Origin of the sequence: Klebsiella grimontii (genome assembly GCF_900200035.1) — a bacterium.
GTDB lineage: Bacteria > Pseudomonadota > Gammaproteobacteria > Enterobacterales > Enterobacteriaceae > Klebsiella > Klebsiella grimontii.
This window is the reverse complement of the sequence record NZ_FZTC01000012.1, coordinates 169,392-183,771: the sequence shown is the minus strand read 5'-3', so window position 1 is coordinate 183,771 and position 14,380 is coordinate 169,392. Positions and strand designations below refer to the sequence as shown.

General features: G+C 56.8%; 14 protein-coding genes. All 14 read left to right on the top strand.

The window, feature by feature from the left end:
* The first annotated feature begins 16 nt into the window (after positions 1-16).
* Positions 17-760 (top strand): fimbrial biogenesis chaperone, encoded by a 744-nt coding sequence (locus tag KOSB73_RS05215; protein WP_024358482.1) that lies wholly within the window; start codon positions 17-19, stop codon positions 758-760.
* An 18-nt stretch (positions 761-778) separates the two neighbouring features.
* Positions 779-1,408 (top strand): fimbrial protein, encoded by a 630-nt coding sequence (locus KOSB73_RS05210; protein WP_004137363.1) that lies wholly within the window; start codon positions 779-781, stop codon positions 1,406-1,408.
* Positions 1,408-2,460: a fimbrial protein gene (locus KOSB73_RS05205; protein ID WP_098140293.1), complete on the top strand. Its 1,053-nt coding sequence runs from the start codon at positions 1,408-1,410 to the stop codon at positions 2,458-2,460. The genes KOSB73_RS05210 and KOSB73_RS05205 overlap by 1 nt, the downstream gene beginning before the upstream one ends.
* A gap of 9 nt (positions 2,461-2,469) precedes the next feature.
* Complete coding sequence (locus KOSB73_RS05200) at positions 2,470-3,018, top strand: fimbrial protein (protein WP_024358480.1); 549 nt, start codon at positions 2,470-2,472, stop codon at positions 3,016-3,018.
* Positions 3,019-3,040: 22 nt separating this feature from the next.
* The gene (locus tag KOSB73_RS05195) at positions 3,041-3,712 is read left to right on the top strand and encodes a transcriptional regulator (protein ID WP_024358479.1); all 672 of its coding nucleotides are present in this window, start codon (positions 3,041-3,043) and stop codon (positions 3,710-3,712) included.
* A 103-nt stretch (positions 3,713-3,815) separates the two neighbouring features.
* A complete protein-coding gene (locus KOSB73_RS05190) occupies positions 3,816-4,025 on the top strand; it encodes a DUF4762 family protein (protein WP_024358478.1) in 210 nt (69 codons plus the stop codon).
* Between the two features lie 70 nt (positions 4,026-4,095).
* Positions 4,096-4,764, top strand: a complete 669-nt coding sequence (locus tag KOSB73_RS05185) for a DsbA family protein (RefSeq protein WP_024358477.1) — start codon at positions 4,096-4,098, stop codon at positions 4,762-4,764.
* A 2-nt stretch (positions 4,765-4,766) separates the two neighbouring features.
* On the top strand, positions 4,767-5,717 hold the full coding sequence (locus tag KOSB73_RS05180; RefSeq protein WP_024358476.1) for a lysophospholipid acyltransferase family protein: 951 nt from the start codon (positions 4,767-4,769) through the stop codon (positions 5,715-5,717).
* A gap of 9 nt (positions 5,718-5,726) precedes the next feature.
* A complete protein-coding gene (locus KOSB73_RS05175) occupies positions 5,727-7,838 on the top strand; it encodes a peptidase domain-containing ABC transporter (protein WP_004137372.1) in 2,112 nt (703 codons plus the stop codon).
* Positions 7,835-8,995 carry an efflux RND transporter periplasmic adaptor subunit gene (locus tag KOSB73_RS05170; protein ID WP_024358475.1) on the top strand — a complete coding sequence of 387 codons (1,161 nt, stop codon included), beginning with the start codon at positions 7,835-7,837 and terminating at the stop codon, positions 8,993-8,995. The genes KOSB73_RS05175 and KOSB73_RS05170 overlap by 4 nt, the downstream gene beginning before the upstream one ends.
* A complete protein-coding gene (locus KOSB73_RS05165) occupies positions 8,995-10,938 on the top strand; it encodes a MacB family efflux pump subunit (protein ID WP_024358474.1) in 1,944 nt (647 codons plus the stop codon). Before KOSB73_RS05170 ends, KOSB73_RS05165 begins: the two co-directional genes overlap by 1 nt.
* A complete protein-coding gene (locus KOSB73_RS05160; protein WP_098140292.1) occupies positions 10,935-12,332 on the top strand; it encodes a TolC family protein in 1,398 nt (465 codons plus the stop codon). The genes KOSB73_RS05165 and KOSB73_RS05160 overlap by 4 nt, the downstream gene beginning before the upstream one ends.
* Entirely contained in the window at positions 12,319-13,572 is a 1,254-nt protein-coding gene (locus KOSB73_RS05155) for a beta-ketoacyl-[acyl-carrier-protein] synthase family protein (protein ID WP_064343137.1), read from the top strand. Before KOSB73_RS05160 ends, KOSB73_RS05155 begins: the two co-directional genes overlap by 14 nt.
* A complete protein-coding gene (locus tag KOSB73_RS05150) occupies positions 13,569-14,375 on the top strand; it encodes a MaoC family dehydratase (protein ID WP_098140291.1) in 807 nt (268 codons plus the stop codon). The genes KOSB73_RS05155 and KOSB73_RS05150 overlap by 4 nt, the downstream gene beginning before the upstream one ends.
* Positions 14,376-14,380: the final 5 nt, after the last annotated feature.

Below are 14,380 nucleotides of genomic sequence, written 5' to 3'. Positions count from 1 at the left end.
TAATAAAAGGCCAAAAATGAGCATAACAAGCAACAAACTCTGCTGGATGGGCATTCTGATGCTGGCGGCGGTAAGCGGTACCGCGCAGGCGGGGGTTTCGCTGGATCGCACGCGTCTTATCATCACCGGTAAAGATAGCTCGGCGAGCGCCAATCTAACCAACACAAGCCCGGATATTCCGTTCCTGGCGCAATCGTGGGTGGAAGACAGCAAGGGCAACAAGATCACCTCTCCGCTGGTGGTTTTACCGCCTTTGCAGCGGATTAACGGCGGGCAAAAAGGGGTGGCGCGGGTCACAAAAACAGATGGTATCAACCAGCTGCCGCAGGACCGCGAAAGCCTGTTTTATTTAAGCGTGCGGGAAATTCCGCCTAAGCCAGATAAAGCGAACGTCCTGCAGCTGGCCATGCAGTCGCGGATTAAATTATTTTTCCGCCCGACCGCCATTATTCCCAAAAGCAAAAGCGAAATATGGCAGGACCAGGTCGTCTTTCAAAAGAGCGGCAATAAGATGACCGCGCAAAACCCGACGCCTTACTACATCACCATTATTAGCCTGTCCCGCGTTAAAGGTGAAAAAATCACTAAGTTCCCGGGAATTATGATTGCGCCGAAGTCCAGTCTGGAGTTCAGCGTGACCGATGGCGGCGTTAGAGAGTTTGCGATGATGTACGTGAATGATTATGGCGGACATCCAGAGCTGAAATACCGCTGTGAAGGAAACACCTGTAAAGCGCTGCCGCCATCGCAGCAAGGGTAATTAAAGAGGAACCTGATGATGAAAACGCGCCTATCGCTATTAGCACTGTTTGTATTCGGTATCAGTATGCCAGCGCTGGCCGACGCTGATATTCCGCTACAGCCGCAGCACTATAACCGGGATCATCAGGGGGAGGATGGCGGTAACGTGATATTCAATGGCTCTGTGTATGCCTCGCCTTGCGTGCTTGCCCCGCAAAGCCGCCTGCAGATTATTGAGATGGGCGAAATCAGCGCCCGGCGTTTTCACCAGGCGGGCGACCGTAGCCAGCCGGTGCTGGTTCGCGTCGAACTCAGGGATTGCCTGAAAGGCGCGTCGCAGGCGCGCGACAGCATCGCCTCACGGACGACGGGCAGTAGCAAGCATCTCTATACCACCGGCGAGCAGGCGGTTCAGCTCACCTTCATCGGCGAGTCGGATGAGCATAATCGCCAGCTGTTGCGCCTGACCGGCAGCATCTCAGGAGCCGGTATTCGCCTGCTGGATGTCAAAGAGCGGGCGCTGGATATTAATCAAACGCAGCCGCCGTTTATCGTGAAAACCGGCGACAGCAGCCTGACGTTTATTGCCGTGCTGGAATCGACCGGGCGAAACGTGACCGCAGGAAACTTTAGCGGCCTGCTGCGTTTAAAAATGGAGTATCTCTGATGGCGACGAGGGTTATCGGGCGGAAATCTTGTATCACGCTATTACTCTGCGGCGGCGTATTCACTCTCGACGCCAGCGCGGCGGTGGAAGGGGAAATTACGCCGGTTGGCGGACCTAAAATGTACAATATCGACGTCGCCAATCAGGATATTACCAACAATAGCATTGGGGCGACGATCCCTTATGTCTTTTCATTGGGCGGACAATATTCTGGTATCGCCAGCTGCACTATTCCTATGGAAAACGAGGCGATTTATTACTCTGCGACCGCTTCGCTGCTGCAGCAGGGAAGCACACCGGGGTATTTAAAACTTAATGATTATATGGATGTGAAAATTGAGATATATATCCGTGGCCAGCGCATGGAATATCTTCCGGTGCCTTTTAATAATGAGTCAAACCAGGCTCATCAAAATAAATGCGTACCGCCAACTACCCAGTTTAACAACTTTGAGTCCGGCGCTCAGGGGCGGGTAACGTTTATGATCACCAAGCCGATTGTCAACGGCGTTAACCTGCTGGGTACTGAAATTGCCAAGCTTTATGGTCGCCTTGGGAATTACAGCGCAGGGATGGGCAGCACTCCCATGTCGATTGTCTCGATTAATTCCGGGGTCATTACCGTTCCGGATAAATGTATTGTCAACTCAGGATCGCCGATCGTCGTTGATTTTAATACCATCCCCAGCGCGGGCTCGCTGCTTAACGGCAATAATTACAGCCAGTCCGTGCCGATTCAGGTGAAGTGCGAAGGGGGGAGTTTCGCCACCGGAAATTTAAATATTCGCCTGGGAATTCAGCAGGCCAATACCGCCAGTTTTAACAGCGACTATTTAGGCACCACCGGCGCCGTCGACCGCTCCAATCTTGGCATTATCCTGAAAGATTCCGGCGGCAATTTAGTCGCCGCGAATAAGTTTTATGACGTGCCGGGTTTTAATAACAATCAGGGAACCTGGAATTTGACCGCCGCGCCAATTGCCAATGCCGGAACTAACGTTCTCGAAGGGGATTTCCAGGCATCGGCCACCGTGGTCGCTGAGTTTCAGTAAGGGGACAGCATGCGTCAACTCATCGCATCAATGATACTCATAGGTTCGCTATCCGCAGCTGCTCCGGCGCATGCCATCGGAGAGCTGATCGGCGGCGATTTAAAATTCAAGGGAACCGTCATTTCCCACGGTTGCAGTATCGTGCCTTCGTCAAAAAACATCACCGTAGATTTTGGCCAGATTTCAACCCGCACGCTTTATGCGGAGGGAAAATCGCAGCCCAAAGCGTTTGTTATTGAACTCCAGGATTGCAGCACCGATGTTTTTAATTCCGTCACCGTGACCTTTAGCGGGACGGAAAATACCAATATGAGCGACCGTCTGGCGATTACGCCGGTCGCGCCTCAAACCGCCAGCGGTATTGGTATAGGTTTTGAAGAGAGTAACGGCACGGCGATTTTGCTCAATACGCCGACCACCGCCGTCGCTATTTCCGATGCCAACATGCAGTTAAATTTTAAAGCTTTTGTTGAAGGTGAACCGGACGCCTTGAGTAACAAAACCCTGGAAACCGGCGCCTTCCAGGCAACAGCGAATTATACCCTTAATTACCAGTAGAATAGATCAAGGATGATGATAAATGAGCCGTCGTTTCTTTCTCTACGATAAAAACATCTTTTTCGCGGAAGGCGTACGTTCAGTGGTTGACGATCTTGCCATGCATGAAGGTGACTGCGCGTTCACAAGGCTCGACCATTTCTCTGAACTGATCAACACCCTGCGTCTGCCTAAACAGAAAGATGAACTGCGCTGGGTCCTCTGCGATGTCGACAGCTTGCCGGACGAGCGTTTTAACGCGCTTTACACCATTAAAGAGCACTACTGCCGGGAAAATCAGCAGCTGGTTATTTTATTAAGCGAGAATAATATTTCGTTATTCTTTGCGCTGCATTCACTTCTCCCGGAAGCAAGCTGGCTTTTGAAGAATGAGTCCCTGGATAACTTTTTTAAGTTCATCGAAGGTGCTGATTCTATGCCAGCGGAAAAAATATTTTTCAGTCGCTCTTTGATTAATTATACCCGGCAGAAATGGTTAGCCAGGGATTTTAATAATAGTATCTCCAGTGATGACTGGTGGTTAATGGAAGAAATATTCAAAGGGAAGTCATTATCACAAATTTCCTCTGAACAAAAAATAGATGTTCGTCGCCTGAGCCGCTGTAAACGGGGGCTAATGAAAAAGTTAAACGTTAAAAACAACGTAGAGCTGTTTAATATTTTCAAGTGCATCGTAGCTACCCCCTGCGTATAACAGCGGATAAATATGACATCAAAAGAATTACTGGCAGGTTACTTAGCCAGTAGGTAAGTGCAAGAAAAACATATTTCAATATAAATTGTTAAGGATCTAACAAATGCAAAAATTAAGTATGATTGAAGCATCAGCTATTATTGGCGGAACTTGCAAGGAAACTTGCACCAGCTCTTACGAGACCGTGGTGGTGGGCGGTGTTTCAACCTGTAAACAAGTGACTACCTGTACGGATAAGCACGGCAACTCAACCGTGACCATGAAAGATGCGTCCGACGGTATGTGCGTCGTGCCGAATCGCATCCGTCAGTAATTTCTGTTGTGGTATATGGAGGGGAAACCCTCCATATATTTCTCCGCCATATTCGCGAGCCTGGTATCAAATGAAGATAAAACCTATTACCGCTGTTGGCTATACGTTTCTGGTGGCGTTAATTTCGTCGCTGATTACCGTGCTGTGCTATCACGTTTTTGTATTTAATACGTTTGCATCGAACAGCAGCGAGCCTTCGGCCCTGCGGGAAATTGACAGCGCAATCGTTGCCAGTAGCCCAATAAAACATGACAGCAGCATTATTGAAGTGATGTCCTACGGCTGTCACTACTGCGCGTCGAACGAGGAAGATATCGAGAAATTCGCCGGCACATTGCCTGCGGAGAGTACCTTTGAAGTTATCCATATCACCGCCGAAAGAAACGGTCTGGCAATTTATGCGCCGGTTTTTGCCACCCTCGAAGTCATGGGGCTTGAGCGCCAGATGCGCGACCAGGCTTTTAACGCGGTAATGACCCGCGGTATCAATTTAGCCGACGATGAAGCGCTCAACGGCTGGCTGAAAAAGAACAATATTGATGTCGAAAAATACCATCAGGTACGCCAAAGCAAAGCCGTTACTGAACGCCTTGAATATATGGCGAAAATTACCGAACTCTATGACATAAACGCCACGCCGCTATTTATTGTGAATAAAAAATACGTGGTGGCGAAAGATCGCCAGTTTCCTGAATTTGCTGACTATATGCGCCAGCTGTTAACTCAGGACAAGGAGTAAGCGTGACGCGCTTTCTGATTGTCTGGAGCGTCTTCAGCGTAAGAAAATGGTCCGCGCAGCTGAGCTGGCGCAGTCGCCCGTTTACTGGCTACGGTCAAAAGGCGGTGCGTGGGATTATGCGTTTTACCCCTATGCCGCTGCTGTTGGCGGCGGCTCGGGCGTTGTGCCGGCTGCGGCTGTTGGGGCGACAATATCGCGGACGCACCGCCGTGGCGACGCAAAACTACCGCTGCCTGACGGGCGCCGATGGGCGAATTGACGCCGCATGGATAGCCATGCGCCGCCAGCTGCTGGAGATGGGTGCGACCTGGGGACAGCATCCGGCCACTTTGGCCCAGATGCAGGCGTGCACGCGAGCGCTTGATGCCGTAGTCGCTCCGCTGGCGGCGCAGAGAACGCCGGTTGTTCTCGCACCGCTGCACTGCGTGTCGGATATCCTTGCAGCGATGGTTGGAGCGAGGGTAACGCCGGGTAAAGCCAGCGTGGTGGTCTCTTCCAGCGCGGAAAGCTATACCGTCGCCAGCCGCAAAATGGGCGGCGTCGCGCTCTCTTATTGCTCCATCCATCAGGATAATACGTCGCTTGCCAGCGAGCTGATGGCGCTAATGAGCAACGTCTCGGAAGGGCGGGAAAATATGATTATTTTCCCCGATATTCCTGCCGACTATACCGTGCAGACCCATGAGGCGCAGTCCGGGAAAATAAGCTGTCGGCTATTTGGCCGCCCGGCGAAATTACATAGCGGCGTACAGCGTTTTTCCCGCATTGTCTCGGCAAAGGTGGTTTTTTATCACCTCTATTACCAGCAGGGGATCAAAATAAAAATCTATTCCCCACTGACGCCAAAAGAGGTCGCGGCGAATCTGCCGTCGATGATTGAAAACACCCTGCGTGATTATCCGCAGGATTGGCTTTTATGGCATAGCCATTCGCTCTACTTTATTAATCACTGACGCATAATAATGAAAAAGATTATCCCTGATATGGTTTTCCAGGAAGAGACCAATGAGTGTGGCCTTTCCTGTATTGCGATGCTGGCGCAAACCCAGAATATTCAGTGTTCTCTTCCGGCATTGCGGGAAATTTTCCCGGCATCCGATCACGGGACTTCGTTAAGCGACTTATCTCTTATTCTGCAACAGATTGGCATCGCCACCGCGCCGGTGCTGTTCGATCACGAAGAACTCCATGCGCTGCCGTTTCCGTCCATTCTGCACTACGGCGCCAGCCACTATGTCCTGCTGGCCTGGCGCAAAGGGGATTACGTCTGCGTGATGAATCCGGCGATTGGCCAGCAGTGGCTGCCTTTCTCGGCGTTGAAAAAAGAGATTAGCGGCTACGCGCTGATCCTTGAAGAGTCTCCCGGCGTTATTGACCAGCAGGCGCCTGTTATTACCGGCGCACAGCAGGAGATGCCGCGGGCGATGAGCCTGAAGGAGACCGCGGCGGTGCCGGGCATTTATAAACTGATGCTCTTGACCTTCCTGGTGTCGCTCACGCTGTTTTTAATGCCGACGATGGTCAGCCGGGCGATCAATCAGGCTTTCTCTGACGTTCAGAATACGTCGTTTCCCTATTTGTGGTTCATCCTCGCTTTTGTCATTTCCACGCTGTTGGCGCTGGGCGTGAGGGTCATTAGCGAGCGTTTTATCCGCCGCTTTGTGCTGCTGAAGAGCGATATCGGTTTTTCCCGCTTGCTGAATAATCCGCTGCGTTTTTTTGAAAAACGCGCGCCGGGGGATGTGTTCAGCCGCTTTATCGCCTGGCAGGGCGGGATGCTGCAAAAAATCGAGCTTGATAACGGCCTCCGCTCGGACTGGATCATCTGCGTTATCGCTATCGGCATTATGTTCTGGATCTCACCGGTGCTGGCGCTGATTTCCGCCGTGGGCATTGTGGCGATGGGGCTGATTAGCGTCTGGGCCATCTTCCGCGACCGCTGGTATACGCAGCAGCTGCAGCTAAAAAGCGCGACGCTGAATGACTTTTTCATGGAAACCCTTCAGGGGGTATTAACCATTAAAACCGCCGGGCTGGAAACGCAGCGTAAAGCGCAGTTTGCCCGTTTGTCACACGACCTTTTCACCTGCCTTCAGCGGCAGAAAGTTTACCAGCAGGTAAAAGAAGGTCTGTATCAGCTCACCGGCAGCCTCGAGATGGTGGTCTTTATGCTGGTGGTGCTGCCGCTGGTGAGCGCAAAGCTTATCTCGCTGGGCGACTTTTTTGCCTATAGCTTTTTACGGCAGATTTTTACCTCCTACGTCACGCGGATATTCTATGCCGTGATCCGTAAATCGCAGCTGCACGTGATTGATACCCGCGCGCAGGGCCTGTTTACCCGTGAGGAACCTGCGACTCCTCAGTTATCTCCGCTGCGTGGGGAGGCGGTTCCACAGCTGGCGTTTGAGGCGGTGAGCTTTCATTATGCTCCGCAAAGCCCGGTGCTGAATGACGTTGATCTCCGGCTGGAACCCGGCGATCGGGTGGCGATTGTCGGCGATTCCGGCGCCGGAAAAAGTACCCTGCTACGGCTGATGGCCGGGCTTTTTTCCGCACAGCATGGGCGCATTCTGCTGGACGGCGAAGAGGCGACCGCCCGACAGCTGGCCTCGCAGGTGTGGCTGCAGAGCCAGGAAGACATCCTGTTTAACGCCTCGGTGCTGCAAAACATCACCCTGTTTGATCCGTGGTATAGCGACAGCGATCGTGGGCGAGTAGAGGCGTTGGTCGATAAAATGGCGCTGGGGCCGGTGGTTCAGGCGCTGCCGGGAGGGATGGAAGCGCTGATCCGCGAGAGCCATTCGGCGCTCTCGTTAGGCCAGCGTCAGCGGCTGATGCTGGCGCGGGCGCTCTACAGTAACCGGCCTATTTTGCTCTGCGATGAACCGACTGCCAATCTTGATGACGAAACCGCGGAAACGGTGATCGCCGCGCTGTGCCAGCACTGTCGCGAACAAGGCAAAACGCTGATCGTGGTGACCCACAGTGCGCCCATTCTGCATCACTTCACGCGGGTATATCGTCTGGATGAAGGCGAGCTGCGCGATATCGCCCAAGGAGCGCTGGGCCAATGAGGCGACAATTTTTACGCCGCCGTAAAGCGTGGCTACTTGCGCTAGTCGCGATCCTGGCCACTATCGCCGCCGTTTTTTACCCGCGCGCGCTTCCGGCCCAGGCCGAGTCGCTCTACGCCGTTGCGCTCGAACGGGGGGATATCGAAAAAGTGGTGCTGGCGAGCGGGATTATTAAACCTGCCGTCCAGGTGAGCGTCGGCGCGCAGGTCAGCGGCCAGCTACGCAAGTTATACGTACGTCAGGGTGAGCGGGTGCGCAAAGGGCAGCTGCTCGCCGAAATCGACCCGACGCTGCAGCTTTCCGACTTACGCAACGCCACCGCGCAGCTGGCCAGCGCCAGAGCGCAAAAGCTGGCCTCCGAGGCCACGCTGGTGCAGTACCGCAAAGCGTTGGCGCGCGAGCGGGCGATGAATCGCGATGGCTCAGGGGTGAGCAGCGATCTTGAGCAGGCCCAGGCGCAGTATGCCGCACAGGTTCAGCAGATAGCGGTCAATGAGGCGCAGATAGTGCAGGCGGAAATGAGTGTGCAGTCCGCCAACGCCAACCTCGGCTATACCCGCATTCTCGCGCCCATGGATGGCGAAGTGCTGGGCATCGTCACCCGTGAAGGGCAAACCATCGTCTCCTCGCAAATCGCGCCGACCATTCTGGTGCTCGCCGATCTCGATAAAATGCAGGTCCAGACCCGCATTTCCGAAGCCGATATCCAGAAAATCCATCCGGGACAGCCGCTGTGGTTTTACGTTATTGCCGATCCGCAGACGCGTTACGAAGGGGAGCTTGGCTATGTCCAGCCCGCGCCGCAGGAGGCGCTGGAAGAGCAAAACGCCGGCGCTTCTGCCGGTAATCAGCAGAGTAGCGCCATTTACTATAACGGCACCTTTGAAGTGGATAACCGCCAGCGATTGCTGAAAACCTCGATGACCGCTCAGGTGTTTATCCGCATCGCGCAGGTAAAAGACGTGCTGCGCGTGCCGGTCGCCGCGCTGGGACGTTCGCTCGGCGATGAGCGTTACATTGTGATGGTACAAACGGCGAGCGGCAGCGAGGAGCGTACCGTCCGCATCGGGATTAACGATCGTCAGTATGCGCAGGTGCTGGAAGGATTGCGGCCCGGCGAGCGGGTGGTGATCCCCCAGGACGCGGGGTCTGTCTGATGGCTGAGCCGCTGATCGTGCTGCACAACGTCACGCGTCATTTTACCGCCGGGACGCAGATTATTCCGGTGCTGAAATCCGTCTCCCTGACCATTATGCCCGGCGAGATGGTGGCGATTATGGGCGCTTCCGGCTCGGGTAAATCGACGCTGATGAACATTATCGGCTGTCTGGATAAGCCCAGCAGCGGCGAGGTGTATATCAACGACATCGCCATTCATCAGGCTGATAGCGCGTCGCTGGCGGAGCTACGCAGCCGCTGGCTGGGGTTTATTTTTCAGCGCTACCACCTGATGCCTTATTTGACCGCGGAAGAGAATATTGCCATCCCCGCGCTCTATACCGCGATGCCCGCCGCTGAACGCCAGGCGCGCATTGCGCTGCTGGCAGAAAAGTTGGGCATTGATGGGCGCTTACAGCATAAACCCGCGCAGCTTTCCGGCGGCCAGCAGCAGCGGGTCAGCGTCTGTCGAGCGCTGATCAACGGCGCGCAAATTATTCTCGCCGATGAACCCACCGGAGCGCTGGATAGCGTCAGCGGCCGGGCGCTGATGGACGTTCTGCACCAGCTGAACGCCGACGGGCACACGGTGATCATCGTGACCCACGATCGCGAGGTGGCGCAGCAGGCGCAGCGGATCGTCGAGATCAGCGATGGGCAGGTAGTCGCCGACCACGCCTATAGCGCGCGGGATAATCGTGACGTCCAGCGGCTGCCCGCGGTAGAGGATAACGGCCGGGCTTCGCTATCGCGCAGTATCGGCGAGTCGGTGCGCATGGCCTGGCGCTCACTGCTGGGACATCGGATGCGCGCCTTTCTTTCGATGCTGGGGATCATCATCGGTATCTCGTCCGTGGTTTCTTCAATGGCGGTGGGGGAAGGCGCCCGGCAGAGCATCATGAACGAGATTGGTAAGCTCGGTAATACCACGTTGGAAATCCGCCCGGGTACCGGCTGGGGCAGCAAGCGTCCGGATATGGAGCGGGCGCTGTCGCTGGATGATATCGCCAGCCTCGGCAGGCAGCCCTGGGTACAGGGGGTATCGCCGATTGTTTCCAGCATGACCACCGCGGTACGTCAGGGCTTTGATTCCTCGATAATTCTCTCCGGCGTTTCCGCTGAGTACTTCTCACTGCAGGGGATGCGTTTTATTCAGGGCAACGGTTTTACCCACCGCGATGTCGAGGATCGCGAACCGGTGCTGGTACTGGATGAAACCAGCAGGGAGACGCTGTTTCCCGGCAATGAAGATCCGCTAGGCAAAATTGTGCAAATCGCCGGCGCGCCGTGGCGGGTAATCGGCATTGCCAGCAAGCCCGGGCCGAAGGTGGTCAGCGGATTTATGTCGGCGTGGATCCCCTATACCTCGCTACTGCAGCGGATTTCCGGCGATAAGCCGCTGGAGGCGCTGACGCTGCGCTTTCAGGAAACGCTGTCGCCGCAGGACGCGGCGCGCCGTGCGGAAAGGCACCTTATCCGCGAGCACGGCAAAAAAGATTTCTTTGTCCAGACCGATGAGCAGCTGGCCAAAGCGCTGCAAAAAACCTCCGACTCCATGTCGCTGCTGATCACCGCGATTGCCGCTATTTCATTGCTGGTCGGCGGCGTCGGGGTGATGAACATCATGCTGGTTTCGGTAACCGAACGTACCCATGAGATTGGCATCCGGCTTTCGGTCGGCGCGCGCCCCTCGGACATCATGCATCAGTTCTTAATTGAGGCGGTGATGATCTGCGCCCTCGGCGGACTAACGGGCGTTTTAGGATCCTGGGCCGCCGGTAACCTGTTCGCCCTGTTGACGCAGGAGTTTTCTATGGTCTTCACCTGGCTGCCGGTAGCGATGGCCTGCGGCTTTTCCGCCCTGATTGGCCTGACGTTTGGCTATTTCCCGGCGCGTCGTGCGGCGCGGCTAAACCCGACGGAGGCGCTGGCCCGCGAATGAGACCGCTGACTTTATTACCATTCATTGTATTGCTAACGGGCTGCGGCAATTTGACCCGCAGCGACTATCAGCGCCCGCTGCTGTCGGTGCCGGAAAGCTGGCAGCGAACGGAGGGGCAAAGCAACGCGCTCGCGCCGGAGAACGCGCCGCGCTGGTGGGATCGTTTCGGCGACCAACGCCTGTCGCGGGTGGTGGGACAGGTGCTGGAAAGCAACAACGATCTGGCCGCTGCCGCCTTAACGCTTAAACAGGCGCGCCTTGCCGCCGGATTAACCCAGACCAATATCAGCCCCGACGCGACCCTGAGCGGCACCGGCAATAACTCAAAACCGCTAAACAGCGGCGGGTCGCAGGAGAGCTACAGCGCCTCACTGTCCCTGAGCTATGAGCTGGATCTGTGGGGCAAGCTGGCGCGGATCCGCGAACAGAGCGAATGGGAGGCGGTAGCCAGCGAACAGGATTACCGGGCTACGCTCCTGTCGACGATTGATACCACCGCGCAGCTCTACTGGAACATTGCGCTGTTGAATCAGCAAATGGCTTACCAGGCAACGAGTCTCGATATCGCCAGGCAGACGCTGGCGCAGATTGAGTCCTGGCAGCGAGCGGGGAAAGTGGGCCTGCTCGATGTGCTGCAGGCGCGGCAGACGGTCATCAGCCGTCAGAATCAGCTGCTGAGCCTCAAGCAGCAGCGGGCTATCTCCCGCAACGCGCTGGCGCTGCTGCTCAACAGACCGCCAGCTCAGCACACCGATGAATCTGCCGCGCTGGATGTGCGTCAGCATATCGCCATTGCCAGCGCCACGCCGCTGGCCGCGCTCGCCAGCCGGCCGGACCTGCAGGCGGCGGAATCGCGGCTGCGCGCGGCGCTGGCGGGTTCCGATGCAGCGCGGCTGAGCTTCTATCCCACGCTGTCGCTGCAGGGAACGCTGAGCGCCGGGAGCCAGCTCTTTCACCAGTGGTTTAACGACCCGCTGCGCACCGTGGGCAGCAGCGTTTCCGCGCCCTTTATCCAGTGGAACACGGTACAGCTCACCGTGGAGCAGGCCAGCGTGAAGGTGCAGCAGGAGGCGGTTAACTTTCGCCGCACCGCCTATACCGCGCTGTCGGAGGTGGACAACGCAATGGAGAAGCGGCTTAACGCCGATGAGCAGCGCGAACGCCTGCTGCAATCGCTGCTGCTGGGCGAGCAGCGCCTGGCGCTCACCGAAAGCCGCTATCAGGCGGGCGCGGTGGACTACCAGACCCTGCTGAACGCGCAGGACGCGCTGCTCGACGTACAGAACAGCCTGGCGCAGAACCAGTACGACTATCTTTATGCCACTTTGCAGCTTTGGCTGGCGCAGGGAGGCAATAACCCGCAACAGAGGACTTCCCAGAATGAGTCACAGTAAACCCCCTTATCGCGTGGTGATAACCGGCTATGGCGCGGTGACTCCCCTTGGCGATAGCGCTGCCGAAAGCTGGCAGGCGATTATGGATTATCGACGCGGTTACCGCTATGTGGATCTCTCCGCTAACGGCATCCACACCCATTTTATCGGTCAGGTGGAGAATGAACCCAGCCTCAAGGGGGTTCCCGCCGCCATTCGTCGGCGTCTGCCGCGTCACGCTCGCCTGGCGCTGGCCGCCGCGCGGGAGGCGGTGGCGATGGCCTTTGCTGGTGAACCACCCAGCGATTCTCATGACCCGCTGAGGTGTGGCGCCATCATCGGCTCCGGTTGGGCAGGGTTGGATGAAAGCTATCTGGCGGTACCGGAATTTGAGAAAACGGGCGTCTCTTCGCCCTTCAGCTGCTTCTTTTCGATGCCGAACGTGACCACCGCGGCCTGTAGCCAGCTGTGGAATCTGCGCGGCTACCAGAACACTCCGGTCGCCGCCTGCGCCACCGGCACTATCGCCATTGGCGAAGCCTATGATGCGATTCGCTTTGGCCGCGCCAGCATGATGCTCGCCGGCGCCGGGGAGTCGTTAAACAGCGTTTGCGCTATCTGGAATATCGATGTGCTTGGCGCGCTGAGCCGGGAAACGTCATCGCCGGAGCGGGCCAGCTGCCCGTTCAGCCTGCAGCGCAGCGGATTTGTGCTTTCAGAGGGCGGAGCGGTGCTGTGTCTGGAAGAGCGCGAGAGCGCCCTGGCGCGGGGCGCGACAATCCTCGCGGAGGTCACCGGCTACGCCAATTTTTCCGACGCGGTGGATTTTACCTCCCCGGCCGAAGACTGCGTGGCCCGCGAGCAAACTATCCGCTGGGCGCTGCGCGCCGCGGATCTCCAGCCCGCCGACCTCGACTATATCAACGCCCACGGTACCTCCACGCCGCTCAACGATATTAACGAAACGCGGTCGCTGAAAAAGGCGCTGGGCGACGAGGCGTATCGCATCCCGGTCTCCAGCACCAAAGCCTACTCCGGGCATCTGATCGCCGCCGCGGGGAGCTTCGAGACCATTGTTTGCCTGCAGGCGATGGCGGCGGGGATCATGCCGGCGACGGCGCATCTGACGCAGCCAGACCCGCAGTGCGATCTCGACTATATCGCCGAAGGGCATCGTCAGGGAGAGATCCGCCGGGCGCTAAATCTGAGTTTTGGTTTCGGCGGCGCGAACGCCGCGCTGGTACTGGAGAAGCACGGGTGAAGCGGCTGCGCTATACCCTTGCGGACGCCCGGCAGTGGGCGGCGTTTTCCGGCGACGATAACCCCATTCACTTCGACCTCGCGGCAGCGCGCGCGATGGGCGACGGCCGGCTGAGCGTCCACGGGATGCGCGCGCTGCTCGACGTGAAGCGCGACGTCCAGTCGCGGCTGACGAACCCGCTCACCGGTTCTGAACGCTACCTGAAATGCGTGGTTCGCCTGCGCAGGCCGCTATGGTGCGATAGCGACTGGCTGCTCACTCCCGGCGCCGCGAAAAATCGCGTCTTGTCCGCCGCGTCGGTCAGCAGCTCGCAGGATGATGAAGTCTGTTTGTCATGCCAGATGAGCCTCGCCGCCGGGCCGGAATCGCTAACGGGAAAACAGCCCAGCGAACTTGCACCAAAGACGCTGCTTGCGCTGCAATCCCATTTCAATAGCGCCTGGCCCGACCTGGCGCAGTGGCAGTTTCTTGACGCGCTGCTGTTCCGCCAGCTTATTAGCGATCCCGCGCTGCTGCGCCAGGCGAATATCGCGACTCTGCTCGGAGCGGGGGAAACCTCGTTGCAGCAAATTTTTACCCGCTATCCGGTGCTGCAAACCCACCAGGAGGTGGTGTTTGATGTTCATCTCGCGGGCAAAGTGACGCCGATCTGGCCCGAATCGCTATCGCTCTGGCTGCTGCCCTCGCTGGTGGTCGGCCAGGTTGAGCAGGGCGCGCTGGTGCGCATCGCGGCGGCGGCGCAGCTGGATAACCTGATAATGACCAATGTGGTCACGCTCAAAGTTGGCCCAATGACCAATTGATAATT

Bases quoted from the DNA above. Each gene is read 5' to 3' on its own strand.
- KOSB73_RS05165 (WP_024358474.1), top strand. From the start codon at position 8,995: ATGGCTGAGCCGCTGATCGTGCTGCACAACGTCACGCGTCATTTTACC.
- KOSB73_RS05170 (WP_024358475.1), top strand. From the start codon at position 7,835: ATGAGGCGACAATTTTTACGCCGCCGTAAAGCGTGGCTACTTGCGCTA.
- KOSB73_RS05205 (WP_098140293.1), top strand. From the start codon at position 1,408: ATGGCGACGAGGGTTATCGGGCGGAAATCTTGTATCACGCTATTACTC.
- KOSB73_RS05155 (WP_064343137.1), top strand. From the start codon at position 12,319: ATGAGTCACAGTAAACCCCCTTATCGCGTGGTGATAACCGGCTATGGC.
- KOSB73_RS05200 (WP_024358480.1), top strand. From the start codon at position 2,470: ATGCGTCAACTCATCGCATCAATGATACTCATAGGTTCGCTATCCGCA.
- KOSB73_RS05215 (WP_024358482.1), top strand. From the start codon at position 17: ATGAGCATAACAAGCAACAAACTCTGCTGGATGGGCATTCTGATGCTG.
- KOSB73_RS05160 (WP_098140292.1), top strand. From the start codon at position 10,935: ATGAGACCGCTGACTTTATTACCATTCATTGTATTGCTAACGGGCTGC.
- KOSB73_RS05190 (WP_024358478.1), top strand. From the start codon at position 3,816: ATGCAAAAATTAAGTATGATTGAAGCATCAGCTATTATTGGCGGAACT.
- KOSB73_RS05210 (WP_004137363.1), top strand. From the start codon at position 779: ATGAAAACGCGCCTATCGCTATTAGCACTGTTTGTATTCGGTATCAGT.
- KOSB73_RS05185 (WP_024358477.1), top strand. From the start codon at position 4,096: ATGAAGATAAAACCTATTACCGCTGTTGGCTATACGTTTCTGGTGGCG.
- KOSB73_RS05175 (WP_004137372.1), top strand. From the start codon at position 5,727: ATGAAAAAGATTATCCCTGATATGGTTTTCCAGGAAGAGACCAATGAG.
- KOSB73_RS05195 (WP_024358479.1), top strand. From the start codon at position 3,041: ATGAGCCGTCGTTTCTTTCTCTACGATAAAAACATCTTTTTCGCGGAA.